Here is a 23400-nt window from a genome sequence, read left to right as displayed (position 1 = left end):
TATCCCATCATTTAAAAAGCTTCGGAAGTAACGAATCGTGCAGCAGCAACCGCCAGGTGCCCCAGTCGTGGGCGCCTTCGCCGCCGATAAAGTAATCGTGTTTGACGCCGATTTTTTCCAGCGCGGCATGTATGGCGGCTGATCTTTTGCCGATGGCTTCCTGGGCTTCGTTGCCGCCGAGGCCTACCAGCAGGTAATCGACTTTATCCTTGATTTTGGGATCGTTGAAAAATGCGGGGTTCAGCTTCTCCGGTTCCAGGTCGCCCGCGCTCATTATCCCGAACGAACTGAACAAATCGATCGCGTTGAAACCTACGGCTTCGGTATGCCTGCCACCCATCGACAGCCCCGAAATAGCGCGGCCTTTACGGTCTTTTACGGTGCTGTAATGCGCATCCACGAAGGGCACGATCTGCTTGCGGAGTTCTTCTTCGAATAGTTTGTACGTTTTCTGCAAATGGTCGGGGTCGTTGCGGTGGATCACCTGGTTGTTGGGCATGGCGATGATCATCGGTGCCATTTTACCCTCGGCCAGCAGGTTATCGGCAATGAAATTGGCGCGCCCGTCGACCGTCCAACCGGCAGCCAGCTCGCCGCTCCCTCCGAGCAGGTACAGCACCGGATATTTCTTTTTAGAATCGTAGCCCGGCGGGGTGTAAACGAGCATTTCCCGCTCGCCGTTCAGCACATCGGAATGGTAAATATGGCGGGTAATGCTGCCGTGAGGGACATTCTTTGCATCATAGTAGGCTGGTTGGCTGTCGTGCACCACCACATTGCTATACCCCGGCTGGTTCGAAACGCCCGTGAGCGTGTTGTTCGGGTCGGCCACCGCCACGCCGTCGATCAGCAGGCGGTACACGTAAATATTCGGCTTCACCGGCCCGACCGTCAACGTCCACAGCCCTTCCGCATCTTTGATAAATGCGATATTGCCTTTGCTTTTCAATGCCAGCAAAATAGGCCCGCCCGTGAGTTCCACCTGCTGGGCGGCCGGCGCCTTCACGCGAAAGGTGATCGTGTGGTCGTCTTTCACTTCCGGCGAAATGACATTGCCGCCGTACGGTACCAGCTGCCGGGTGTTCTTCTGCGGTGCCCAGTCGAGGTTGACGTTAGCCTGCTGGGCGGGGGATAGCAGGGGAAACGCCAGCAGGGCGGAAGTGAAAAGGGAATGTTTCAAGGGTTTCATCAGGATATGCATTTCGAGAACAAAGACGAGGAAATGGGTGGGATACTCTACCGGAAAGGCAACGAATTTACCGTTAGTTTATTCATACTGGTAGTTCGGACAGTTTATTGAGGTGATCCGGACTAACCGGTGACTTAGTAAGTGCAAAGGCCAAACGGCCCGGGTTCATCCTATAAATAATGCACGTATGAAAAAACTGGTAATCGTCAGTCGAGGAAGGCGAAGAATCCGCCGGTTTTACAGATTTGATTATTGCAAAACCCAAAACAAGTGCTTCGGAAGCCGCTCTCGCCGCTGTTTTCCGCGCCTATGGTCTGGAACCCCGTCCTGCGCAAACCGAGCTTGATCCGAATATCTACCTGACCGGGCCCGGCGTATTGACAGACCCGTTGGCGGTTTGTGAAACCCTTAACAAAACGGGGTTTTTCGAATACACCCAGCCGAACTGCCTCCGATTCGTAGCAACCGCCGGTACGCCAAACGACCCATTATATGCAGCAAACTGGGGCCTGGCCAAAATGAACCTCCCGGCAGCCTGGGACATGACCACCGGTTGCGCAAGTATCAAAATCGCCATTATCGACGACGGCGTGCAGCTGAATCATCCCGATCTGGTCGGGAATTTGTTACCAGGTTTCGATGCGACTAACAGCGGGACCAATGGCGGCCATGTAGCTGGTGAGGAAATGCATGGGACGTTCTGCGCGGGGTCTTCGGCCGTCTGGTCCGCGTCGGCAGGTCTTTCCATGAATGGTAACCTTGCTACCCGACAAAACGGATACAGCGGAGCCGGCACCATAACCGCAACGCTTACGGTTCCAAATGCCTGCGCGGCTATTCCGGTCAAAAGAACCATTTGGGTGGGGAAGCCAAACTTGACGAAAACTGTCGACGGGGTCGTTTTGGGCACAACTTCGGTGACAGCAGGAGGCAGTTACAATCTTGCAGCGTCATCCAGTAGTCCCGGAACGACATTTAATTACAGCAATTATGCAGGATCGGGTAATATGACAATCGATCTGTACACACCCAACAACCCAACTACTCAGATGTATATTTACTCGAACTCGACAGACGGTTTTCGGCAGGTAAAACTCACTGGTACTAACGCATGCGGTAATTACGCGGAGGATTTTGTTTTCAGACAAGATCACGCTGGAATTCGAGAATCCGGCGACGCTTGCCGTTATGCCGGCCAGGGTAGAGCTATATCACGAGAAGTCAGCCAAGCCGATTCATTTGGTTGTTATCAGGGACGTGAATGATGTTCAAGGATTGAGAGAAGGAAATAAGCTGGATTTGGATGTTTCCGGTTTGCCGCGCGGGACATATTACCTGCATGTCTGGCGACCAGACCAGTCGAAGGAAGTTGTGGGAAAACTGAAATTCATTCTTGAATAATTCAATTCCGATGGAAATGAAAGCATTGATTACCATTCTTTTTGCCTGTACTATGTTGGTTCGGCAATCAGGCCATGCGCAAAATGTCGAGCAATGGGAGCTAGCCATATCCGCACTTACGGGCCGGAATTATTACAACAAAAAGTACTTCGACCAGCCTCGACTGGCTCCGGGATGGGAAACGAATTTCAAATCGGACTACTTATGGTCCGTAGGAATGCGCGCTGAAAAACATCTTTCGCCCCATTTTGCAGCTTTGGCGGAACTGCGATATACGGAAGAGGGTGTTCCAGACAACATGTTTTGCGCATGCAACAGCATTTCCGATAGCCCGGATAATGATGAAAAAGTCTATCGCGGAGCAGTCGATGCCGGAATAAGGTATTATGTCAATCCAATTTCGAAGGTGCTGTTTTTTTTTGAAGGGAGCGTCAGTTTAGATTGGCTAATTGGTGTCCGGCAAACGGGATACATACTTTCTGAAAGTCAGGTTTTCCATAAAATGCACTGGGATTCCTATGGATATAAGCGTTTCGCTCCCGGCGGTATATTCTCTTTGGGCATGAAATGGAAGAGGCTTTCGCTTGATGTCGGCGGCATGACCAATCTCTCCCGAACGATGGTGCGCAACCCGGGAACGTACGATAGCGTGTTTTATCCGATTAAAACCGGCTTTTTCGGCAGAGGCCTCTTCGTCAAAACCTCGTTCACCCTATTTAAATTCAAATAACTCTAACTCGACCCCCGCAAAACCAGCGAACTTTCCAGTACCACCCGCTCGAATGCGAAGCGGGCGCTGTTGAGTTCCTTGAAAACGAGTTCCATTGCTTTGACGCCCATTTCGTAGGCGGGCTGGGAAACAGAGCTCAGGGGTGGGTCGAGGAGTTCGTTGGTGGGTTCGTTGTAAAAGCCGATGATGGCCAGGTCCTGCGGGATGCGAATGCCGCGCTGCCGGGCGAGTACCAGCGCCCATTGCGCGATCTGGTCGCTGTATGCGAGGATCGCGTCGAAATCCGCGCCGGAGTCGAACAGCTCGTTGATGGCGGTGATCATTGAGTCCTTTTCCTGTTCGGCAACTTTAATAATGCCCGGGTCCGGCACGATACCGTGGTCGGCCAGGGCCTGGGAGTAGCCTTCGAAGCGTTTTTGGCTGATTTGCAGATGCTGCGGCCCGCGGAAGAACGCGATCTTCTTCCGGCCCTGGCCCAAAAGAACGGCGGTGGCTTCGTAGGCGGCCTGGTGGTTGTCGATCAGGACTTTGGAGCATGTAATCTCTTCACAATCACGGTTAAAAAGTACCAGCGGCACATTCTTGCGCTGGATTTTCAGCAAATGGTCGTAGTTGGTCGTGTTGGCGGACATGGACAGCACCACGCCGGACGTACGCGAGCTCAGCAAGCCCTGGATCTGGCGCACTTCCTTTTCGTAATTGTCGTCCGTCTGGCAGATCAGCAGCTGATAGCCGTGCCGCTCGGCCACTTCCGCCATGCCGGGAATGGCTTGCAGGTACAGGGCATAACTGATTTTCGGCACCACCACGCCGATGGTATTGCTCCGCCGGTTGAGCAGCTGGAATGCGAGCTGATTGGGCTCGTAGTCGAGCTGCTCGGCGAGCTCATACACGGCCTGCCGGGTCGTTTCCTTGATGTCCGGGTGGTTTTTCAATGCCCGCGAAACAGTGGAAATGGAAATGCCCAGTTTCGTGGCGATGGTTTTCAGTGTGATGTCCTCCATACTGCAAAGGTTTGCGGAAAGGTTTGCGAAAATTATTTAAGTCTTTTGTTTGCAGGCACTTGCGGAAATTTCTTCCTTGCCGAAAGATAGTGTTTTCCTGACACAAAAAAAGTAACCGCCGACCATTTTCCCTTTTATGACCCGCATTTGCCAGACATTCCTTTTGCTATTTGTATTAAATGGTATTTCAAAAGATGCCCGGGCGACCGGTACCTTTCCCGCCTGGACGCACACCCGGGGCGACCTCGTGCTGAAATGGGACCTGGCAACAGACAAGGCCGCATTATCCCATCGTACGAAAGGCTCGGTAATGTGGCAGGGGAGCCTGCTGCCGTCGTTTTGGTATGAGAATGCGAAAAAGCAGAAAAAGTATTCCAAAGCGGTGGTGCAATCCGCTGCGGCTGACGGTGAAAAGCTGACCGTCCAGCTGCAATGGCCGGGGCTGGGGAAGGGGCGGCTCCGTGTAGAAAATACCGCTACCGGCTGGCGGTTTAGCGAGCTCACGGCCGAATGGGCCGCATTTATCCCCAAAATCATTGAGATGTACCTCGGCGCTTCGATGGTCGTCAACGGCGCGAACGTACAGCCGACCTGGGACCGGCCGTTCTTGCCCGACTGGCAATCATTCGGTTACTGTGTGCCGGGCGCCAAGGCGGGGACGGTGCAGAGCTACTTCCGAAGCTGGGATTTCGGGCATACCACCATTGCGCTGGGCAATTTCGGGCCGTCGATGGGCACGCCTTACGGGGCGGCGTTTCCCCGGCCCGTCCTGTTCGCGGGAATGGGCTCGGACGACGGCTGGCTGACCGTCGGTGCGGGCAGCGTCCCGGAGGGAGCCATGTCGCTCAAAATCCAGTCGACGCGGGGATGTTTACAGTTTTTGTACCGCGAGGATTTGTGGCGCGCGCCGAACGGTAAGACGCGCCTCTGGAAGGATTTGGCCCGGTTTTCGATTGATACGACGGCGCGTGGGAGCTTTGCACAATATTATGCGTCGTTTCCCGAGGTAGCAAAAAATGCTTCCGGCGGGGCATTGCGAAGGCAAACGGTGTCGATCTGGAATACCTGGGGCATGTGGCGTTTGAAAAAGTACCCGATCCGCCCCATTGCCGATTTCATGGAGCAAATGCACAACGAAGTAATGGTGCTCGACGATCCCTGGGAATCGTCGCAGGGCTCCGGCGTACCCGATTTGAAGCGTTTCCCCGATTTTTACAATGACATTTCCTATATACGCGAAAAGGGCGTCGAGGTGGGCGTTTGGGAAACGATCGGGTGGATCAAGGATACGGCCGTGTGCGGTTTGGGAAAGAGGGATTTGATACTCGATAAAAACGGCAAGCCGTGCATGGCCAACTGGAACTTCGACCCGCAGGGCGACGCCTATTACTGCATGGATTTCAGCTCGGAGCGCACTCGTAAGTTCCTCTGGGACCGGACGGTACGCATAATGAAAGACATCCGGCCGCAGGTGATTAAGCTGGATTTCGGGTACGGGCTGCCCAGCCCCGACATGGGTTCGCCGCGCGACCCCGCATGGCGCGGCGAGCGGCACACGTTCGCATTGATGCAGCATATTGTAAAAGCGGCCAAAAGCGTCGATCCCGACGTAGTGATCATGGGCTACGGCATCAGTCCACTGTGGGTACCGCTCACCGACCTCGTTTCGCTCGACGATCAGGGCGATCTGTGGTTCGACCTGCACCGCGGGCACCAGGAATGGAGCGTGTGGGCGTCGCTGCTGGCAGGTTACGGTGTGGCGATCAGCGGGTCGTCGTGCTACGACTGGGCGCTGGACGACGGTATTTTGCTCAATTCGGTGATCCTGGGCTCGCCGGGTGCCGTGCTGCCAAGCGAAATCAGCGCTCAGGAGCGGGTACCGCCGCAATGGCTCAACCGGAGGCTTGCCGTGAACCTCTGGCACCGCCGCACGGCCAAATGGGAACCACGCTGGTATAACAGCCATACCGGCAATATGCAGGGCCCGCCGCAGCTCAGATGCTGGGGGAGAACCGAAGAGGGTGCCCTCACCGCATTGGTGCTCCGGGAGCCGGAGTATGCCGGTCAAACCATCGAAAACATCACCTGGACGGGCAAATGGGCATTGATTTCCCAGGATAACGCCTCCATTTCGAATCCCAATGCCGTGGCGGTGATCCCGTTCGCGGCGGGACAAATCAGTTTTCCCATTCAAAATAAACCCAAACAAATCCTGCGGCGCGGGATCGCCGGCGAGGCACCTGCCGACCGCTGGGAATGGCGTGACGGGAGGCTCTCAATCGCCGTCAGCGAAGAAGAATTCAGGAATACTGCCGGTTTTTTGGTTAAACAATAATACCTCACCCATGAACGCACCAAACCTGACACGATTTTTCAAAATCCTCATTTGCTTCGCATACATGACGTGCGTGCATGCACAAGCACCTTACCAGGACCTGACGCACGACAGCCGGATTTTCGGGCACCAAAAGTATTTCCGGCTGTATTTGCCTGAAAACTATGCGACATCAGGGAAGCGGTACCCGGTGATCTACTTTTTTCATGGCTGGGGCGGGCGGCATTTCATGGACGATAATGCGAAGCTGGAATACGCCATGCTCCAAAAGCTGGTGGACCAGTACCAGGTCATTATGGTGATGTGGGACGGGAATATCGAAGAAAAGGAGCCGCGCCCGTACAATGTCGGCAATCATGAAGACGTGAAATTTCAGGTGCAGATGAAGGACTATTTTCCCGAACTCGTGCGTCACATCGATCAGTTTTACAGGACGTTAGCCGATCGCGACAACCGGGGCATAATCGGGTTCAGTATGGGCGGGTTTATGTCGCTGTTTTTGTCGGGCAAATACCCGGATATGGTTTGCGCGGGTGTGAGTATCATGGGTAGCCCGGAGTTTTTCGTGGGGACGAGCGAAAATCATACGTTATACCCGGTGCGCTACACGTTCGGGAATTTGCAGGATGTGAAAATGCGGATTCACACGAGCCCGACAGACATTCTGTACTTTCTGAACCAGGAGGTGAAGGCGGGCGCCGCTTGGGAGGGGAAGCCCATTGAAATGGAGGAATTTCCCGGCGGGCATATGGTGGACGATCCCGGCCAGACGAGGCGGTTCGAAAAAGCGATGGCCTTTGTGGCCCGAGAGTTCGGGAAAAAACATCCGGTGCCTGCAAAATGGTCGCATTATGACTTGTATGGCGACTTCGGTCTTTGGGGATACGAGGTGAAAAGTGATAAAAATCAGCCCGGTTTTATTTATCTGAAAGACGTGACGCCGGAGGGTTTTGGTGTGTATACCCAAAAATGGCTGCCGCACGGCCCGGCATTGCCGATGGGAACTATCCAGGTAAAAACCGCGCCGGTTTACCAGCCGAATGCAATTTACAAACGGGTCAATTATTCATTTAAAAGTCAACAGGTGATGGTTTCCGACGTCCGGGCGGATGCTTCCGGCAGTATTGCGCTGGAATTTGATGCGGAGGGAAATGAAACGGGGATTTATAAGCCGGGCGGCCATGGGGGCTGGGGTTTTCTGGATTATCGGATTAATGGGAAACAATGGTTGAAAAATAACGGTAATGTATTTAAAATGAGGTTGTTTAACCGTGGCAATGAGGCTGCGGGAGCGGTGAGGATCGTCGTAACGTCGCTGGACAAGGATGCTGTGGTGCGGGATTCGGTGAAAACCATCCGTGCGGGCGGACGTATCGCGCAAGGGCCTGATTTTGAAATAATTTGTAATCAAAAGCCGCCGCTGCATGCCGAACCGGCGGATGTGCGCCTGAAAATAGCCGTGCATGACGGCAATGCGGTGCGCAGCACGGTCATCAACGTACCGGTCGATTTCGACGTGCCCGAATTTACCAATCTGAACATCGACGATGGCAAACTGGTCCGGCAGGTGGCTTTGGGCAAAGGTAATGCTGACGGGAAACCCGATGCCGGCGAGGATATCGTGTTATATGAAGGCGATAAGCGGTTGAAAATCAATATCAGCAATACGGGCATCGACGCGTCGAAAGAACAATTTACCGACGAAATGATCCCTGCACGCTGGCCGGATGGGTTTACGCAGCAATCCATTATCCGCATCTCTCTTGATGCAACAGAAATTGAATGCCTCGCGAGCTACGAAACCAAGACTTTCAACCCCATCGAACGCAAAGTAACCTGGGGCCGGGTAAGGCTGAAAGTAGGGAAATAGGGGCGATCAGGCCAGGATATCCTTCACAAGGTTACCGTGAACGTCCGTCAGCCGGAAGCGCCTGCCCTGGAATTTGTAGGTAAGCCGCTCGTGGTCGACGCCCATCAAATGCAGGAGCGTCGCATGGAAATCGTGCACGTGTACCGGGTCTTTGATAATATTATAGCTAAAATCGTCCGTTTCGCCATAGCTGAAACCCGATTTAACGCCCGCGCCGGCCATCCACATCGTGAAGCAGCGTGGGTGATGGTCCCGGCCGTAGTCTGTGGCGGAAAGTTTCCCCTGCGAATACACCGTCCGCCCGAATTCGCCGCCCCATATCACGAGCGTGTCGTCGAGCAGGCCGCGGCGTTTGAGGTCCATGATAAGTGCGCCGGTAGCCTGATCGGTGGCTTTGCATTGCTGGGCAATGGCTTTGGGCAGGCCGCCATGCTGGTCCCAGCCCTGGTGGTAAAGCTGCACGAATTTGACGTCCTTTTCCAGTAGTTTCCTTGCCAGCAGGCAGTTGGCGGCGTACGTGCCCGGGTCGCGACTTTCAGGGCCGTAAAGCTCGAACACGTCGTCGGGCTCGGCGGAGGTGTCCATCACGTCGGGCACGGAGGTCTGCATCCGGAAAGCCATTTCGTACTGTGCAATGCGGTTATTGATTTCCGGGTCGCTATATGCGTCGTTCTGGAGCTGGTTGAGTTTCGACAGGTAATCGAGCATTTCCTTGCGGTCGTGGCCGTCGTAACCTTCCGGATTGTTCAGGAACAGTACAGGGTCCTTGCCCGAGCGGAACTGTACGCCCTGGTGCCGCGATTCGAGGAAGCCATTTCCCCACAAACGCGCGTAAAGCGGCTGGTCTTTCGGGGCATTTTTGGAAACCAGTACAATGAACGTCGGCAGGTTATTATTGTCCGAACCAAGCCCGTAGCTCACCCAGGAACCGATGGACGGCCTGCCGGGAAGCTGGTTACCCGTCTGGAAAAAGGTAATGGCGGGATCGTGGTTAATGGCCTCGGAGTAAATGGATTTGACAATGCAAAGGTCGTCCACCACTTTGGCCGTGTACGGCAGGAGCTCGCTTACCCAGGTTTTGGTCTTGCCATGCTGGTTGAACCCGTAGATCGATGGCGCCATCGGCAGCACACTCTGGCTAGCGCTCATACCCGTGAGCCGCTGGCCTTTCCGCACCGAGTCGGGCAGGTTCTGGCCGGCCATATTCACCAGCTTGGGCTTGTAATCGAATGTCTCGAACTGCGACGGCCCGCCGGCCATGAAGAGGTACACGACACGCTTGGCTTTCGGGGCAATGTGCGGCAATGCTTTCAATATCTCCGCTTCCAGGTCCCCGGCAGGAGCTGCGCCGGAATGCCGCGATGCCGATCCGTACAATTTATCCAGCCCAAAAAGCGACCCCACGGCCAATGCGCCCATCCCGAGCGAGGTCTGGGTCAGGAAACGCCGCCGGTCGAGCTTCCGGTGCAGGTCGTTGAACTCGGGCGTATGCAGGCGAAATTCTTCGTCGTGATGGTGCTGCATGGTTATCGTTTGGTTATGCTGGCGTCGGAATTGAGAATGGTGCTGGCCACCACGCTGTTGGCGGCGAGCAATGCGGGATCAAGCGCCGGGTCGGGGCGATGCTGGCCGGTATGCAGCCACCCGGCGGTCTTTTTCGGGTCTTTACGAAATTTGTCCTCTTCCACTTTTCGCAATTCAAGGAGCAATTCCACTTCTTTCACAGGCGGCTTGCGGCCCGTTAGCTTGCGGTAGGCGGTCGTGACAGACTGGCGCGGATCGGGAATGCGGGTCATTTGTTCGCCGAGGACCCGCACCGCTTCTACGAACGTCGGGTCGTTGAGCGTTACGAGCGCCTGCAAAGGCGTATTGGTTTTCTGGCGGCGCACCACGCAAAAGCTCCGCGAAGTGGCGTCGAATGTCGAGAGTGTCGGGTTAGGGACCGAGCGTTTCACGATCACGTACAAGCTCCGCCGGTACACGGCATTGCCGGAATCGGGCGTGTAGTTGCTGCTGTTTATCGACCATAATCCCTCCGGTTGATAAGGTTTTACGCTCCCTCCGCCGATTTTCGGATTGATCAGCCCGCTGGCGGTTAGTGCATTGTCGCGGATCATTTCGGCCGACATGCGGTTTGCCGGCCCGCGTGCGTACAGGCGGTTCTCCGGGTCGCGCTCGCGTACCTCCCGGCTCGTGCGCGAATCCTGGCGATAGGTGGCCGACATGACGATCAATTTATTCAGTTTCTTCACATCCCAGCCCGATTCGCGGAAGGTAACGGCCAGCCAGTCGAGCAGCTCCGGGTGGGTGGGCAGCTCGCCCTGGTTACCGAAATCCTCCGTCGTTTTCACCAGTCCGGTGCCGAAGAAATTCTGCCAGTAGCGGTTCACGGCCACGCGCGCGGTGAGCGGGTTATCCGCGTGTGTGAGCCATTGTGCGAGGCCGTAGCGGTTTTTGGGCAAATTTTTAGGAAATGCTAAAATCGATGCGGGTGTCGATGGGTATACCTTTTCACCGGGCGCGTCGTAGTTGCCGCGGATGAGCAGGTGTGCCTGTTTGGGCCGGGGCATTTCCTGCATTACCATCAGTTCGCGGATATCGGCAGTGGAGTCGGCGAGCTGCGTCCGGGCTATTTGCAGGGTATGCCTCGCCTGGGCTGTCGGCGCATCGATGGCGGATATGTAATAGCTCTTCAATGCGGCAGATTCTGCGGAGGTCAGCTGGGCGGCCGTTTTCGTGCCCAACGCTGCCCACGATGATTTCCGGGCGAGTATGCCGGTTTCAAACGCCGTCAGTTCGCGGTTGTACACGACAATGTCGTCCACTTTCGCATTTTTCAAGCCGAATCCCCGCCACCAGGCGCCGATCTGCAAGCCCGGCTGCACAGCCGATTTGAACAGAATATCCTTCGTAAGCTGATCCATGGTCGTCTCCATTTCAGCCTCACGCCCATTGACATACAACCGGAAACCAGCCGCTTGGGAAGAGCCGTCGTAAGTCATGGTGAGCTGTACCCACTGGTCTTTCGGGATCGGCTGCCTGCTGATGCGCGTCAGGGCGTCCGACGGCGCGGTGTGGGCCATATTCAGTTCGAGACGGTCGTTTTTGAGGTATAAATGATAGCCGCGGAAATTGTACAGCCGCTCGGCCTGGCTCTTGTGCAGGATCACGCCTTCTTTCAGTTCTTTGGGGATATTGACCCAGATCCCTACGCTGAATGGCTCCGATTTGCGGAAAACGCCATTCCGGCCCAGGTCGAGGAACACGTCGCCATCCAGTGCGAGTGCTTTTCGGCCGGCTTGTTCCGTGAATACCGGCTCACCGCCCGGCTGGCCGGATTCCCGTTTCATTACACCGGCTTCCTTCGCATTGGCCGCGTTGCGTAATGTGCTGTTATCGAATGTATAATGTGCCTGCAAGCCGGCTTTGGGGAGTGCTTCTTTGGCCAGGTTCCGGTAAGCGCCGGCATCGAGCCACTGCCTGAAACCGGCCTCCGCATTGCGCTGGCTGGCGGCGACCTGCTGTTCTTCGGTTTTAATTTTAGCCTGGATAAACCGCAGTGTCTGCTCCTGCGCAGCAGTAGGCAGCAGCATGGTAGGCGTCGGTAGGGCGTCGTCCCACGATATCTGCCCCGCTTCTTTCACATTATTGAAGAAGCTGAACAGTTCATAATAGTTCTTTTGCGAAACGGGGTCGTATTTGTGATCGTGGCATTTGGCGCAGCCCACCGATAGGCCCAGGAACGCGTCGCCGAAAGTATTGGTACGGTCCACCACGTATTCGGTCTGGAATTCTTCTTCGATAATACCGCCTTCCATATTCTGCTGGTGGTTGCGGTTGAATGCCGTGGCAATGCGCATTTCTCTGGTCGGGTGGGGCATCAGGTCGCCGGCGAGCTGCCAGTGGACGAACTGGTCGTAACGCATGTTTTTGTTGAACGCGCCGATAACCCAGTCGCGGTAGGGCGACATGTCTCGGAGCCTGTCGACGGTATAGCCGTGCGAGTCGGCGAAGCGGGCGAGGTCCAGCCAGTCAACGGCCATTTTTTCACCGTAATGCGGTGAAGCCAGCAGCCTGTCGACCTGTTTTTCGTAGGCATTGGGTGCATTATCCCTTAAAAAAGCGTCTGTTTCGGCCAGGGTAGGCGGGAGGCCGGTGAGGTCGAGGGACACACGGCGCAGCAATAGCTCCTTATCGGCCTGAGCGGATGGTTGCAGCTTTTCCTCTTCGAGTTTTTTAAATACAAAATGGTCGATCGGGTTCACGGCCAGGTTTTCGTGGCGCGTGTCGGGCACTTCCGGCATTTCAGGCTTTACAAATGCCCAATGCGGCTTGTACTCCGCGCCTTCATCTATCCAACGGATCAAAATAGCTTTCTCGCGGGCAGAGAGGCTCAGGTGCGACTCAGGCGTGGGCATGACGAAATCCGGGTCGGCGGATATGATGCGGTGAAAAAACTCGCTGTCGGCCAGATCGCCGGGTTCGATCGCCGTCCGGCCTGAGTTTTTAGAAACCTTGTGCCATGCCGATTCAGCCATGTCGAGCCGGAGACCACCTTTTTGCTTCGCCTTGTCGGGCCCGTGGCAGGCAAAGCATTTATCGGATAGCACGGGTTTGACATGCTGGTTGTAGTCCAGCTTGTCGGGCAGCTCCTTCATGGCAACTTCCACATCCTCGGGCAATTCGGGGGAACAGGATAAGAAATGCCCGGCCAGCAACATCCACAGAAAGAAAACTTGAACTTGTTTCATACCACCCGTAAAGCCCGCCCACTTGAAAATATAATTTTATAATAATTAAAAATAATGCAAAAAGGCGGGAAAGCCGAGGGCCCGGCGGTATTAAACTTGAAAATCGGAAGAATAGAGAGAACGTTGAGTAGGAAACATAGCAGCAGTGGCGTTACTGCTGCTGCGCCGGTACTTGATTTTTTCGGATGGACACCCGGATGTCCTCGATTTGATGGTGACTGAGCCAGCGCTGGAAATCGGTAACATGCTCCGGCTGGTAATGAATGATCGATCCGTTTCGCAGCATCAGGGTGAAGGTGCTGTACGTCTGCAGAAACTTGCAGACCTCATTGGATTGGTAGTCGAATCCTGTAAAATAAGGTTTAGTGAAAGGCATAGGCTGATTTAATTAGATTAACTTCAGTTGCCTAAATTTAGTTACATGGATGCTAGGCGAGGAATTTATTGAGTAATGTTTCGGAATTACTTATTTAACGGTTTCAAAACTTATTGTATGGAGATAGTGCTTGATGATTATTACAAAATGTAGACTTGCACGGCCTGATTTGTACACGCAGCGGGGCTCCGAAAATTATCGCGCTCACACGTATTCGTTGGCTGGCATTATTTCTATATTTGAAACGAAAGGCTTCGAAAAGCGGCCGGTACGCAATTTATTTTTAACCTAAATACATCAACAACATGCGTTGGCAGGATTTACGCAGGAGTAGTAACGTCGAAGACCGCCGTGGAATGTCCGGCGGAGGAAAGGTGGCCCTCGGGGGTATCGGCGTGATTATCGTGGTCGCTATCGGGCTGCTCACAGGGCAGGACCCGCAGGAAATTCTCTCCAATATACAGGGTACTCAAACCGAACAGGCCGAAACCCGGCCCGCAGGCCCACGCCCGGACGACAAGACGGCCGATTTCGTGTCGGCAGTACTGGGCAGCACGGAGGACGTGTGGTCACAGATTTACCAGCAAAACGGCAGCGAGTACGAGAAGCCGGTGTTGCAAATGTTCTCCAATGCGACGCAAAGTGCCTGCGGCGGGGCTTCCTCAGCGATGGGGCCGTTCTACTGCCCGGCGGATCACAAGGTTTATATCGATCTGACGTTCTGCGACGAGCTCCGCGAACGGTTCAATGCGCCGGGTGAATTTGCCGTCGCGTACGTGGTGGCGCACGAGGTGGGGCACCATGTGCAGAATTTGATGGGCATTTCACAGCAGGTCCAGGAGCAGCGCCGCAACCTCAGCGAGGCCGAATACAATAAACTGTCGGTAAAGCTCGAATTGCAGGCCGATTTTCTGGCCGGTGTGTGGGCCAACCACGCCAACCAGATGAGCAAGATCCTCGAACCGGGCGACCTCGAAGCGGCATTGACGGCTGCCAATGCCATCGGCGACGACAAACTGCAAAAAGAGTCGCAGGGCTACGTGGTGCCGGACGCATTCACGCATGGGACGTCGCAGCAGCGGATGTACTGGTTCAAAAAAGGGTACGAAACGGGCGATCTGAGCCAGGGCCGCTACCAGGATATCCGCTAGCCCGGATTTCCGGTCGGGGACGCCCGGTCGGGGACGCCGAGTCGGGGACGCCCAGTCGGGGACGCCGGCGACCGGCTCCGGGCGGAAGTGCCTAATCGCTGTTTTCGTCCTTGATACCTTTAAGAAGTGCGTAAATGGCCATGGCGTGTCCCTGGCCGAGGTCGAAATCGGTTTTGAGCCACTGTACAATATCGCCGGCCTTGGTGGCGGCTTTGAGCTGACCGTTAGCGGTAAAGCCTTTTTCCTCGGCCAGCGCGCGGAAATCGTCGGGCCCTTTACCGGTTTTGGACAGAATGGTTTTGAGGTATCCCTGGAATGACATAGGGGTGATGGCTGTTTTTGAATTTAGACCGTAAAATATAGGGTATATTCAATTTTGCAACAAAAAAATACTTGATTTAAGAAGCATTGTAGTATAATTTGCATACAAAACTTTTAATACCCCTCTGTAATTGATGCTCTATCAGAATATTCTCCTTATCGATGATGACGAAGACGATCAGGAGATTTTTCTCACTGCCCTGGAAAGTACCGGAAAGCCCGTACAATGCACGGTGCTGGACAGTGCGCGGAAGGCTTTGACCAAGATCGTGAAGGGAGAAATTGAAACAGACCTCATTTTTCTCGACCTGAACATGCCCCTGATGAACGGGCAGCAATTTTTGACGGAGATCAAAAAGGATGTAAAGCTCCGCGAAATCCCCGTGGTGATCCTCTCTACCTCTTCCAATTCGGCCACCATCGCTCAGGTGGCGGAGCTGGGCGCAGGTCGCTTTTTCACCAAACCCGGCCGTTTCGAAGACCTCGTGGCGATTCTCAACGACGTGCTGGAATAGGCTGGCGCGATTATAGTATGGTGGTTTGTACAATTCATTGGCCACTATGCATTTGCGCAAACCCACAAACGACGAAACATTCCATTTTATCCGGGGCGGCGGCGAAATGGGCGCGCTTACGCGCTCGTTCGACTGGTCCCTTTCGCCGATCGGCACGCCGGACCAGTGGCAGCAAAGCCTGCGTACAAGCCTGGGCATTGTACTGCATTCGGCTTTCCCCATGTTCCTTTTCTGGGGCGAGCACCTGATCTGCTTTTATAACGATGCGTTCCGGCCCAGCCTCGGTGTCGACGGCAAGCATCCTGCGCTGGGGAAGAAAGGCAACGAGGTCTGGAGTGAAATATGGGATTTCGTAGAGCCGCTGCTGCGGCAGGTGATGACTACCGGCGAGCCCGTGTGGTATGAAGATCAGCTGGTGCCGTTTTTCCGCAACGGGCGTATCGAGGATATCTACTGGACGTTCAGTTACAGCCCAGTGTATGATGACCACGGCGATATCAGCGGGGTTTTTGTGACCTGCACCGAAGTGACCGATGCCGTGCTGAACCGAATGCGGACCGACGAGATCGTGGCCGAGCGTACGCGCGAGCTGGCTACCGCCAACCACAGTCTGCAACGCTCTAACGCGGAGCTGGCGCAATTTGCCTACATCGCTTCCCATGACTTACAGGAACCCATCCGCAAGGTGGCTACGTTCACGCAAATGCTTGAAACGGCATTAGGCACCACGAGCGAGCGCCAGCAGCATTATATAGGTAAAATCAAAAATGCGTCGGCGCGTATGCTGTTGCTCATCCGGGACGTGCTCACGTTTTCCCAGCTATCCCGCGATACCGACCTCGTACGCATCACCGACCTTAACCTGGTGATCGACAATGTAGTCGACGACCTGGAATTACTCATCGACGAGAAACGTGCGCGGGTGCATTACGAAGGCCTGCCCGTGCTGGAAGCCGTTCCGCTGCAAATGGCGCAGCTTTTCGGTAATCTCATTTCCAATGCATTGAAATTCAGTCGGGAAGAGGCAGATCCTGTGATATCGATTTCGGTAAAACTGCTCGACAGGCCGGCATTGACGGAATTTCCGATGCTCGATAACCGGTGTTCGTACCACCACTTGCGTGTTTCAGATAATGGCATCGGCTTCGACCAGCTCTATGCGGACCAGATTTTTGAAATTTTTCAACGGCTGCACGGCAAGAAGGAATTCGAAGGGACGGGTATCGGGCTGGCGATGTGCAAGAAAATCCTGCAAAATCATCACGGGCATATTTTCGCCACTTCGGAGGAAGGCCAGGGGGCTACTTTCCACGTGATCCTGCCTGAAAATCAATCCAGTTTCGAGGAGCCGGCATCGCACTGACGCCGTTCTTCAAGCCCACATCCTGAATTAAGATATTGTTAAAGTCACTTGTGTTTTAATTCGGCTCGCTACCTTTGGCGCCGAATTAAGTTACAGGATGTGAGATGACGCACGAAAAAATATTTGTTTTAGAAACCGGCAGAGCCGTGAAAGTAATGGTGGAAGGCGTTTTGGCCGATGATCTTTCCAAAGTAAGCATCCAGGTGGATGTGTTGATAAAAGACCCTAAGGATGAAGAGTTTAAGCCGCCTATCGGATTGGCCCACCCCAAATACTGGAAATTGAAAAACCTCGACGCCGACAAAGCGAGCCAATTACAGATACAGTACAGCGGCGTACACCGCAAACACATCCGAAAGACCATCCGGGAATTTGATAAATTGCATGCGTTGGAAGTTCAGGACTAACCCTTTTTTAGCATTCAGCATATGAAATACACCACTATGATAAAAGCAGGCCTCGCGGTAATCTGCGCGAGCCTGCAAATGCACTATGCCGCTGCCCAGGCGGTAGGCCAGGCGCTCCCGTCATGGCAGGAAGGTACGATGGATATTCACCATATCAATACCGGAATGGGCAATGCGACATTCCTGATCCTGCCCGACGGCACTACGCTGCTCGTGGACGCCGGCGCGCTCGATCCCACGGAGGCGCGCACGCAAAGCCCGCGGAATACCCGTGCGATGCCAGGCCCAGAAAGGCAGCCCGGCGAGTGGATCGCGCGGTATATCCGCAAAGTGGCGCCCACGCCCGTGGTGAACTACGCACTCGTGACGCATTTCCACGACGATCATATGGGCACACCTACCTCGATTTCCAAAAAATCGCGGCAAGGGAAATATGTATTGGCAGGCATTACCGAGGTGGCCGAGTTTGTCCCCGTGAAGAAAATCATCGATCGTGGCTGGCCGGAATATGCCTACCCGCGCCCGGTGAACGACAGCATGATGTTGAACTACCGCAGCTTCCTGGAATGGCAGGTGAAAAATAATGGGTTACGTGTAGAGACCAGCGTTCCGGGCCGCAATGACCAGATCGTGCTGCTGAACAACCCGGAGCAATATAAGAACCAGTTCGAAATCCGTAATATCTCAGCCAATGGCGAGATATGGACCGGAATAGGCAACGCCACCCGCAAGCATTTTCCGGAGCTGAAAGACCTTCGCCCGGACCAATATCCGAGCGAGAATATGTGCAGCATTGCCACACGGATCAGTTATGGTAAGTTTGATTATTACACCGGCGGCGATACGCCCGGCGTGTTACAACCCGGCGTACCCGCGTGGCACGATGTGGAAACGCCCGTAGCGAAAGCGGTAGGGCCGGTGGATGTGCAGATTCTCGACCACCATGGCAATCGCGATTCGCAAAACGACTTCCTGCTCGGCGCGCTGCGCCCCCGCGTGCTGGTGATCCCCGTCTGGTCGTCGGACCATCCGGGCCACGATGTGCTCGACCGCATTTATTCGCAACGCATTTACCAGGGAGAGCGTGACGTTTTTGCCACAGGAATGCTCGAAGCGAACAAGCTGGTGATCGGCGAAATGCTGAACCGTTTGAAAAGCGATCAGGGCCACATTGTCGTGCGTGTCGGGAAAGGCGGCGACACTTATCGCGTGATTATCCTGGATGATCAGGATGAAAATCTTCGTATAAAAGCCATTCACGGCCCTTACCAGGCACGATAAAGCGGTTTGCACAAAAACAATCCCGGACGGAGGCTTTTTGTGCAGCGATCAAAAAGAAAGCCGGAGCGAACCACCCGGCTTTAATGGAATACCTTCTATAATTAATGAACTAAAATTCATTAGTCGGCAAGGTAGCAAAACTTTATAAATGCGAAATACTTTTATATCGATTTGTTAATCAAAATAGAGATTATTCTATTCGATGAATCAAATTAGTTTCCTAGGTGATCAGCCTGTGTGTTCTTCAATGCCAATTTAATCTCCTACCTGCTTCCATGCAAGGCTCTGGTGATAAAATGTCACCAATGGTATAGATCGGCAGCCCCGCCGTCCGGCCCGGGCGGCAATATGTCCATTTCGCCCCGTTTTCAATTCCTGCCGCGGATTTGTGATGATAGTTTTGAACCGTCAATCATTCACAAATCCAACATTCACGAAAGATGAAAACTAACCACACAGGTCCCGCCTTAAAAACACTCTGCTTTTCTTTTCTGCTGGCATGCGGACTATTTTCCTGCGACCACGACGCATCCGGCAACGAGCCGGTACCGGTAGCGGCAGACTACCACCAGACGGCCCCAACGCAATTCGTAGAAGCAGGCGGCACGCGATATGCCTACCGCGTACTGGGTGACAAGCCGGGCATTCCGCTTGTAATGCTGTCGTCGCTCGGCAGCGCCATGGACGACTGGGACCCGGCCATTACCAACGGGCTCGCCGCGCAGCAACAGGTGATCCTGTTCGATAACAAGGGTGTAGGCAGCTCGACGGGCGAAACGCCAGCCACCATCACCGGAATGGCCGCAGATGCGGTTACGTTCATCAAAGCATTGGGTTACAGTAAAGTAAACCTGATGGGTTTCTCGATGGGCGGCTTCATAACGCAGCAAGTCCTGCTCACCGAGCCGGGGCTGGTGAACAGGGTAATTCTCACCGGAACCGGCCCGAAGGGCAGCGCAGGCCTGTCCGATCTGCCGAAAATCATCGCATTGACGGCCAATCTGACGCCCGAAGAAACCTTCCTGACGTTCGGATTTACAAAATCCGAAGCGAGCCTGAAAGCCGGTAGAGCATCTTACGAACGCATTCAGAAACGCCAGACCAACCGTGACGCGGCATTGAGCCAGCAAGCTGGCGGCGCTCAGCTTACAGCGGTACTTGCCTGGGCGCAGCCTTACCCGAATGCATTGCAGGAACTCAAAGCCGTGCAGCAGCCTGTACTTTTCGCGCAGGGAAAGAATGATGTGCCGGTACCGGTCGGCAACGCGGTGAATGCATCCGAAAGCATCCCGAATGCACGGCTGGTCATCTACCCGGACGCGGGGCATGCCGCATTCTGCCAGTATGCAACCGAGTTTGTGCAGGAAGCGAATGCCTTTTTGAGCGAGTAGTTCAGGTTAATTGTTGCACCATGCGCCGTTCGGAAAGCAATCCGGGCGGCGCATTTAATCGATTCCACAGAGAAGGTCTGGACCAGGAAATGTTGGTTCTTTGGAAGTAAATGCCCCGGCGCGTTCCCCGCACCGGGGCATTTAACATTACAGCGTAGCCATATCGATCACAAACCGGTAGCGAACGTCTCCTTTCAGCATGCGCTCGTAGGAGGCCGTGATGTCCTTGATGTCGATCAGCTCGATGTCGGATACGATATTGTGCTCGGCGCAGAAATCGAGCATTTCCTGTGTTTCAGCAATGCCTCCGATGCCTGAACCTGCCATGCTGCGGCGGCCGGTGAGCAAGGAGAATGGCCGCACGGAATAGGGCTCGGTTGGTACACCTACATTGATGAGCGTTCCGTTCGTGCGGAGGAGTGACAGGTACAAATCCATGTCATGCACGGCCGAAACGGTGTCCAGGATGAAGTCGAAGCTGCCTTTCACCGCATCCACCTGTGCGGCGTCGGAGGTGACCACGAAATGGTGGGCGCCGAGGTCTTTGGCCGCTTGCTCCTTGGAAGCGGAAGTGCTCAGTACCGTAACATCGGCGCCGAATGCGACGCCAAACTTTACAGCCATGTGGCCGAGACCACCCAGGCCGAGTACGGCCAGCTTATGGCCTTTGCCCACTTTCCAATGGCGCAGGGGCGAGTAGGTGGTAATGCCCGCGCAAAGCAGCGGAGCGGTGGCGGCCAGCGACAGCTTTTCCGAAACATGCAGGACAAACTCTTCCCGCACGACGATCGTGTTGGAATAGCCGCCGTAGGTCGGTACGCCGCTGCGGTCGAGATTGTTGTAGGTTTGGGTATTGCCTTCTAGGCAGTATTGTTCCAGGCCCTCCTGGCAGTTTTCGCAAACCTGGCAGGAATCGACCATGCAGCCCACACCGGCCAGATCGCCGGCTTTGAATTTTTTCACGTGTGCGCCCGTCTGCACGACTTTGCCCACGATTTCATGTCCCGGTACCATCGGGAAAACGCCTGGAAACCATTCGTCTCTGATCTGGTGAAGATCGGAATGGCAGACGCCGCAGTACTGGATTTCGATTTGAACATCGTGCGGTCCGACGTCCCGTCTTTCAAAATCCCAGGGAGCGAGGTCGGTCTCTGGCGTTTGGGCAGCGTATGCTTTTGCTTGTATCATCTCGAAAATGGGTTTAATGTAGGGTGCAAAATTAGCAGCACATTGTCTACGGATATTAATAGATTCAAAACAAAGTTTATAGTTTTCAAACATTACCTTTTCCCGCGCGCCATTTTCCGGCTATCTTTTTTGTGAGTGCCGGCAAGCAGGCATTTACAGAAAAAAATACCAGCCGGGCTATCCGAAAACAGAAGGGCTGTCGTTTATTTAACCATAATGGCCCGACGTATAATCCTCCATCGTTCTGATTCCTCGAAACAAGTCCGGAACTTAATGGACGGCGCATTGCGTTACGCCCTCATAACGAGTATTTTATTGCAGGTTAGAACGATTTCAACCATTTACAGGCAAAGTATGCAGTTTCGGAAGCCGGAGGCGTTTGCACTTTTCTTATCCTTATGGGGTATGACCATGGTTTGTTGTGCCCAAAAACCCGGTCTCACCGGCTCGGCTCCTTCGAAGTGGATCACTTTCAGGACTACCCACGCACCGGGTAAGGTATACCGCTTTGCCAACGGCGGCAACAAGACTTTTACGAATGAAGAAATGTTCGTGCGTGCCTGGCTGCCCGTGCTGAATAAAAAGAATTTCGGGATGGTGATTGGCCCGAATTACCGGGCCGAACAGCTCGAATTCAAGAGCAGCGGCGAAAACCCGGCCAAGAAATTCGAAGGCTGGAACCTTCGCACGTTCGCGCTCGATGTCAACTCGTTCGTACGGCTCGACAGCACTTCCTGGCTGCTTTTAACCTCGCATATCAATAAAACGGGCAATTTTGCCATGCTTTCGGCGAAGGAAATTCCGCTGAATTATACCGTTTCAGCCTCCTATCTGAAAAGGGTTTCGCCCAGAAAAGAAATCGGTGCGGGCATTATCTTTAATAAAAGCTATAAGCTGACTTTCCTGCCGGTGTTCCTCTTTAACTACAATCTCTCCGAAAAAGAGGGGATCGAAATCATGCTGCCCAAGAAAGTGGCCTGGCGGCACAACCTCTCACCCAACGATCTTTTGTATTTCAAAGCAGAGGCCGTTACCCGGACGTATTATCTCAACCGTGTCGCCGAGGGGACGCCTGACGTCTGCCGCCGGATCGACGTCGATATGGGGATTTCCTACAACCGCCGGTTCGGGAAGTTCGGTGGGGTAGAGCTGTTTGGCGGTTATCGCAAGAATTTGTCCAATAAAATGGTGCACGACGCCGTACCGGTACGTACTTCCGGGCTTGCCGCGACCGTCGAGTTCTACATTCAGCCGCCTAGTTTCCGGCGCAAGAAGTAAGAGATTACATTTTGTAGCTACACTATCTCTACGCGCAGGCCCTGCTGCCGCAGTGCATCCGCCTTAGGTTCGGCTGCGGAGTCGGTAATCAAAGTATGGATGGCCGAAAGCTCTGCGAATTTGACATAACTGTCCTTCCCGATCTTCGATGCGTCACAAAGCAGCATCGTTTCGCCGGCATTGCGGATAAAGGCCGTCGTAATGGTCGATTCGTGTTCACTATGGGCGGTGAGGCCGTTCTCGGCAGAAAGGCCGTCCACACCAATGAACGCCTTGTGCGCGTGGTAACCGTGAATATGCTGGACGGCTTTGTCGCCATGAACGGCTTTCCGGGCCTTGTTCAACTCGCCGCCGATGAGGTTAATCTGGATCGAGGGCGTGTCTACCAGCTCTGACAAGATTGGTAACGAGTTGGTAATGACGCGGATGCTCTTCTTTTTGAGATAGCGGCACATTTGAAACACAGTGCTGCCGCAATCCAGGAATATAATGTCGCCATCCTGCACATAGGAAGCCGCACGTTCGGCAATGCGCTCTTTTACGGGGTTATTCACGCCCGATTTTTCAAGAAACCCGGTCAGGACCGGGTTTTCCATTTTCATCGCGCCCCCGTGCGTACGGAGGAGCAAGCCCTCTTCCGCAATATCGCCCAGGTCGCGGCGGATCGTGGCCGGCGATGCCACCAGTATTTCGGCCAATTCGAACACGCTCAGGCTCTCCGCCTTGTCCAGCGCGGCCAGTATTTTTTTCTTTCGTTCCTGGAAATTCATAATAATTGATTACTTTTGATCAAAATTAATCAATATTGATCAAAAGTATTAGCGATGAATGGTTTCGATGCTCGCCAAA

General features: G+C 54.2%; 19 protein-coding genes. 11 read left to right on the top strand and 8 right to left on the bottom strand.

The window, feature by feature from the left end:
* Nucleotides 1-7: 7 nt before the first annotated feature.
* Nucleotides 8-1189, bottom strand: a complete 1182-nt coding sequence (locus H144_RS0120340; protein ID WP_033403123.1) for an alpha/beta hydrolase — start codon at nucleotides 1187-1189, stop codon at nucleotides 8-10.
* Between the two features lie 245 nt (nucleotides 1190-1434).
* Here H144_RS0120340 and H144_RS0120335 point away from each other — a divergent pair, with 245 nt between their 5' ends.
* Both H144_RS0120335 and H144_RS0120325 read left to right on the top strand, forming a co-directional pair.
* Nucleotides 1435-2454, top strand: coding sequence for a S8 family serine peptidase (locus H144_RS0120335; RefSeq protein ID WP_019943948.1), 1020 nt, complete (start codon nucleotides 1435-1437; stop codon nucleotides 2452-2454).
* A 152-nt stretch (nucleotides 2455-2606) separates the two neighbouring features.
* Nucleotides 2607-3320, top strand: a complete 714-nt coding sequence (locus H144_RS0120325; RefSeq protein WP_157504995.1) for a hypothetical protein — start codon at nucleotides 2607-2609, stop codon at nucleotides 3318-3320.
* A 2-nt stretch (nucleotides 3321-3322) separates the two neighbouring features.
* Here the strand turns inward: H144_RS0120325 and H144_RS0120320 are convergent, their stop codons facing one another.
* Entirely contained in the window at nucleotides 3323-4324 is a 1002-nt protein-coding gene (locus H144_RS0120320) for a LacI family DNA-binding transcriptional regulator (RefSeq protein WP_019943945.1), read from the bottom strand.
* Between the two features lie 136 nt (nucleotides 4325-4460).
* Here H144_RS0120320 and H144_RS0120315 point away from each other — a divergent pair, with 136 nt between their 5' ends.
* Both H144_RS0120315 and H144_RS0120310 read left to right on the top strand, forming a co-directional pair.
* Entirely contained in the window at nucleotides 4461-6659 is a 2199-nt protein-coding gene (locus H144_RS0120315) for an alpha-amylase family protein (protein WP_019943944.1), read from the top strand.
* A 10-nt stretch (nucleotides 6660-6669) separates the two neighbouring features.
* Complete coding sequence (locus tag H144_RS0120310) at nucleotides 6670-8529, top strand: alpha/beta hydrolase (protein WP_019943943.1); 1860 nt, start codon at nucleotides 6670-6672, stop codon at nucleotides 8527-8529.
* A 6-nt stretch (nucleotides 8530-8535) separates the two neighbouring features.
* On the opposite strand, the gene H144_RS0120305 is transcribed toward H144_RS0120310, so the two are convergent.
* The 3 genes from H144_RS0120305 to H144_RS0120295 form a co-directional block, all read right to left on the bottom strand.
* On the bottom strand, nucleotides 8536-10053 hold the full coding sequence (locus H144_RS0120305) for a DUF1501 domain-containing protein (RefSeq protein WP_019943942.1): 1518 nt from the start codon (nucleotides 10051-10053) through the stop codon (nucleotides 8536-8538).
* Nucleotides 10054-10055: 2 nt separating this feature from the next.
* Nucleotides 10056-13280: a DUF1553 domain-containing protein gene (locus H144_RS0120300; RefSeq protein WP_019943941.1), complete on the bottom strand. Its 3225-nt coding sequence runs from the start codon at nucleotides 13278-13280 to the stop codon at nucleotides 10056-10058.
* A gap of 151 nt (nucleotides 13281-13431) precedes the next feature.
* On the bottom strand, nucleotides 13432-13656 hold the full coding sequence (locus tag H144_RS0120295; RefSeq protein WP_019943940.1) for a hypothetical protein: 225 nt from the start codon (nucleotides 13654-13656) through the stop codon (nucleotides 13432-13434).
* Nucleotides 13657-13961: 305 nt separating this feature from the next.
* Here H144_RS0120295 and ypfJ point away from each other — a divergent pair, with 305 nt between their 5' ends.
* Nucleotides 13962-14807 (top strand): KPN_02809 family neutral zinc metallopeptidase, encoded by an 846-nt coding sequence (gene ypfJ, locus H144_RS0120290; protein ID WP_026350863.1) that lies wholly within the window; start codon nucleotides 13962-13964, stop codon nucleotides 14805-14807.
* A gap of 91 nt (nucleotides 14808-14898) precedes the next feature.
* On the opposite strand, the gene H144_RS0120285 is transcribed toward ypfJ, so the two are convergent.
* On the bottom strand, nucleotides 14899-15129 hold the full coding sequence (locus H144_RS0120285) for a DUF4287 domain-containing protein (protein WP_019943938.1): 231 nt from the start codon (nucleotides 15127-15129) through the stop codon (nucleotides 14899-14901).
* A gap of 133 nt (nucleotides 15130-15262) precedes the next feature.
* Here H144_RS0120285 and H144_RS0120280 point away from each other — a divergent pair, with 133 nt between their 5' ends.
* The 5 genes from H144_RS0120280 to H144_RS0120260 all read left to right on the top strand — a co-directional run bounded on the left by H144_RS0120280 (nucleotide 15263) and on the right by H144_RS0120260 (nucleotide 20085).
* Nucleotides 15263-15643 (top strand): response regulator, encoded by a 381-nt coding sequence (locus tag H144_RS0120280; protein ID WP_019943937.1) that lies wholly within the window; start codon nucleotides 15263-15265, stop codon nucleotides 15641-15643.
* Nucleotides 15644-15689: 46 nt separating this feature from the next.
* Nucleotides 15690-17006 carry a sensor histidine kinase gene (locus H144_RS0120275; RefSeq protein WP_019943936.1) on the top strand — a complete coding sequence of 439 codons (1317 nt, stop codon included), beginning with the start codon at nucleotides 15690-15692 and terminating at the stop codon, nucleotides 17004-17006.
* A gap of 104 nt (nucleotides 17007-17110) precedes the next feature.
* Nucleotides 17111-17413: a hypothetical protein gene (locus H144_RS0120270; RefSeq protein WP_019943935.1), complete on the top strand. Its 303-nt coding sequence runs from the start codon at nucleotides 17111-17113 to the stop codon at nucleotides 17411-17413.
* Between the two features lie 36 nt (nucleotides 17414-17449).
* Nucleotides 17450-18694, top strand: coding sequence for a ComEC/Rec2 family competence protein (locus H144_RS0120265; protein ID WP_229207953.1), 1245 nt, complete (start codon nucleotides 17450-17452; stop codon nucleotides 18692-18694).
* A 440-nt stretch (nucleotides 18695-19134) separates the two neighbouring features.
* The gene (locus H144_RS0120260; RefSeq protein WP_019943933.1) at nucleotides 19135-20085 is read left to right on the top strand and encodes an alpha/beta fold hydrolase; all 951 of its coding nucleotides are present in this window, start codon (nucleotides 19135-19137) and stop codon (nucleotides 20083-20085) included.
* Between the two features lie 147 nt (nucleotides 20086-20232).
* Here H144_RS0120260 and H144_RS0120255 read toward each other — a convergent pair whose 3' ends face one another.
* Nucleotides 20233-21273 (bottom strand): NAD(P)-dependent alcohol dehydrogenase, encoded by a 1041-nt coding sequence (locus tag H144_RS0120255; RefSeq protein WP_019943932.1) that lies wholly within the window; start codon nucleotides 21271-21273, stop codon nucleotides 20233-20235.
* A 405-nt stretch (nucleotides 21274-21678) separates the two neighbouring features.
* Here H144_RS0120255 and H144_RS0120250 point away from each other — a divergent pair, with 405 nt between their 5' ends.
* The gene (locus H144_RS0120250) at nucleotides 21679-22551 is read left to right on the top strand and encodes a hypothetical protein (protein ID WP_019943931.1); all 873 of its coding nucleotides are present in this window, start codon (nucleotides 21679-21681) and stop codon (nucleotides 22549-22551) included.
* A gap of 17 nt (nucleotides 22552-22568) precedes the next feature.
* On the opposite strand, the gene H144_RS0120245 is transcribed toward H144_RS0120250, so the two are convergent.
* On the bottom strand, nucleotides 22569-23321 hold the full coding sequence (locus H144_RS0120245) for a DeoR/GlpR family DNA-binding transcription regulator (RefSeq protein WP_019943930.1): 753 nt from the start codon (nucleotides 23319-23321) through the stop codon (nucleotides 22569-22571).
* Between the last annotated feature and the right edge of the window lie 79 nt (nucleotides 23322-23400).

It is taken from the genome of Dyadobacter beijingensis DSM 21582 (genome assembly GCF_000382205.1).
Taxonomy (GTDB): Bacteria; Bacteroidota; Bacteroidia; order Cytophagales; family Spirosomataceae; genus Dyadobacter; species Dyadobacter beijingensis.
This window is presented reverse-complemented; position numbering and strand designations above follow the sequence as displayed.

Excerpts from the sequence above, each read along its gene's own strand:
- H144_RS0120310 (WP_019943943.1), top strand. The coding sequence starts at position 6,670 with ATGAACGCACCAAACCTGACACGATTTTTCAAAATCCTCATTTGCTTC.
- H144_RS0120285 (WP_019943938.1), bottom strand. The coding sequence starts at position 15,129 with ATGTCATTCCAGGGATACCTCAAAACCATTCTGTCCAAAACCGGTAAA.
- H144_RS0120340 (WP_033403123.1), bottom strand. The coding sequence starts at position 1,189 with ATGAAACCCTTGAAACATTCCCTTTTCACTTCCGCCCTGCTGGCGTTT.
- H144_RS0120265 (WP_229207953.1), top strand. The coding sequence starts at position 17,450 with ATGATAAAAGCAGGCCTCGCGGTAATCTGCGCGAGCCTGCAAATGCAC.
- H144_RS0120315 (WP_019943944.1), top strand. The coding sequence starts at position 4,461 with ATGACCCGCATTTGCCAGACATTCCTTTTGCTATTTGTATTAAATGGT.
- H144_RS0120245 (WP_019943930.1), bottom strand. The coding sequence starts at position 23,321 with ATGAATTTCCAGGAACGAAAGAAAAAAATACTGGCCGCGCTGGACAAG.
- H144_RS0120260 (WP_019943933.1), top strand. The coding sequence starts at position 19,135 with ATGAAAACTAACCACACAGGTCCCGCCTTAAAAACACTCTGCTTTTCT.
- H144_RS0120255 (WP_019943932.1), bottom strand. The coding sequence starts at position 21,273 with ATGATACAAGCAAAAGCATACGCTGCCCAAACGCCAGAGACCGACCTC.
- H144_RS0120250 (WP_019943931.1), top strand. The coding sequence starts at position 21,679 with ATGACCATGGTTTGTTGTGCCCAAAAACCCGGTCTCACCGGCTCGGCT.
- H144_RS0120275 (WP_019943936.1), top strand. The coding sequence starts at position 15,690 with ATGCATTTGCGCAAACCCACAAACGACGAAACATTCCATTTTATCCGG.
- H144_RS0120320 (WP_019943945.1), bottom strand. The coding sequence starts at position 4,324 with ATGGAGGACATCACACTGAAAACCATCGCCACGAAACTGGGCATTTCC.
- H144_RS0120300 (WP_019943941.1), bottom strand. The coding sequence starts at position 13,280 with ATGAAACAAGTTCAAGTTTTCTTTCTGTGGATGTTGCTGGCCGGGCAT.
- H144_RS0120305 (WP_019943942.1), bottom strand. The coding sequence starts at position 10,053 with ATGCAGCACCATCACGACGAAGAATTTCGCCTGCATACGCCCGAGTTC.
- H144_RS0120295 (WP_019943940.1), bottom strand. The coding sequence starts at position 13,656 with ATGCCTTTCACTAAACCTTATTTTACAGGATTCGACTACCAATCCAAT.
- ypfJ (WP_026350863.1), top strand. The coding sequence starts at position 13,962 with ATGCGTTGGCAGGATTTACGCAGGAGTAGTAACGTCGAAGACCGCCGT.
- H144_RS0120270 (WP_019943935.1), top strand. The coding sequence starts at position 17,111 with ATGACGCACGAAAAAATATTTGTTTTAGAAACCGGCAGAGCCGTGAAA.
- H144_RS0120325 (WP_157504995.1), top strand. The coding sequence starts at position 2,607 with ATGAAAGCATTGATTACCATTCTTTTTGCCTGTACTATGTTGGTTCGG.
- H144_RS0120280 (WP_019943937.1), top strand. The coding sequence starts at position 15,263 with ATGCTCTATCAGAATATTCTCCTTATCGATGATGACGAAGACGATCAG.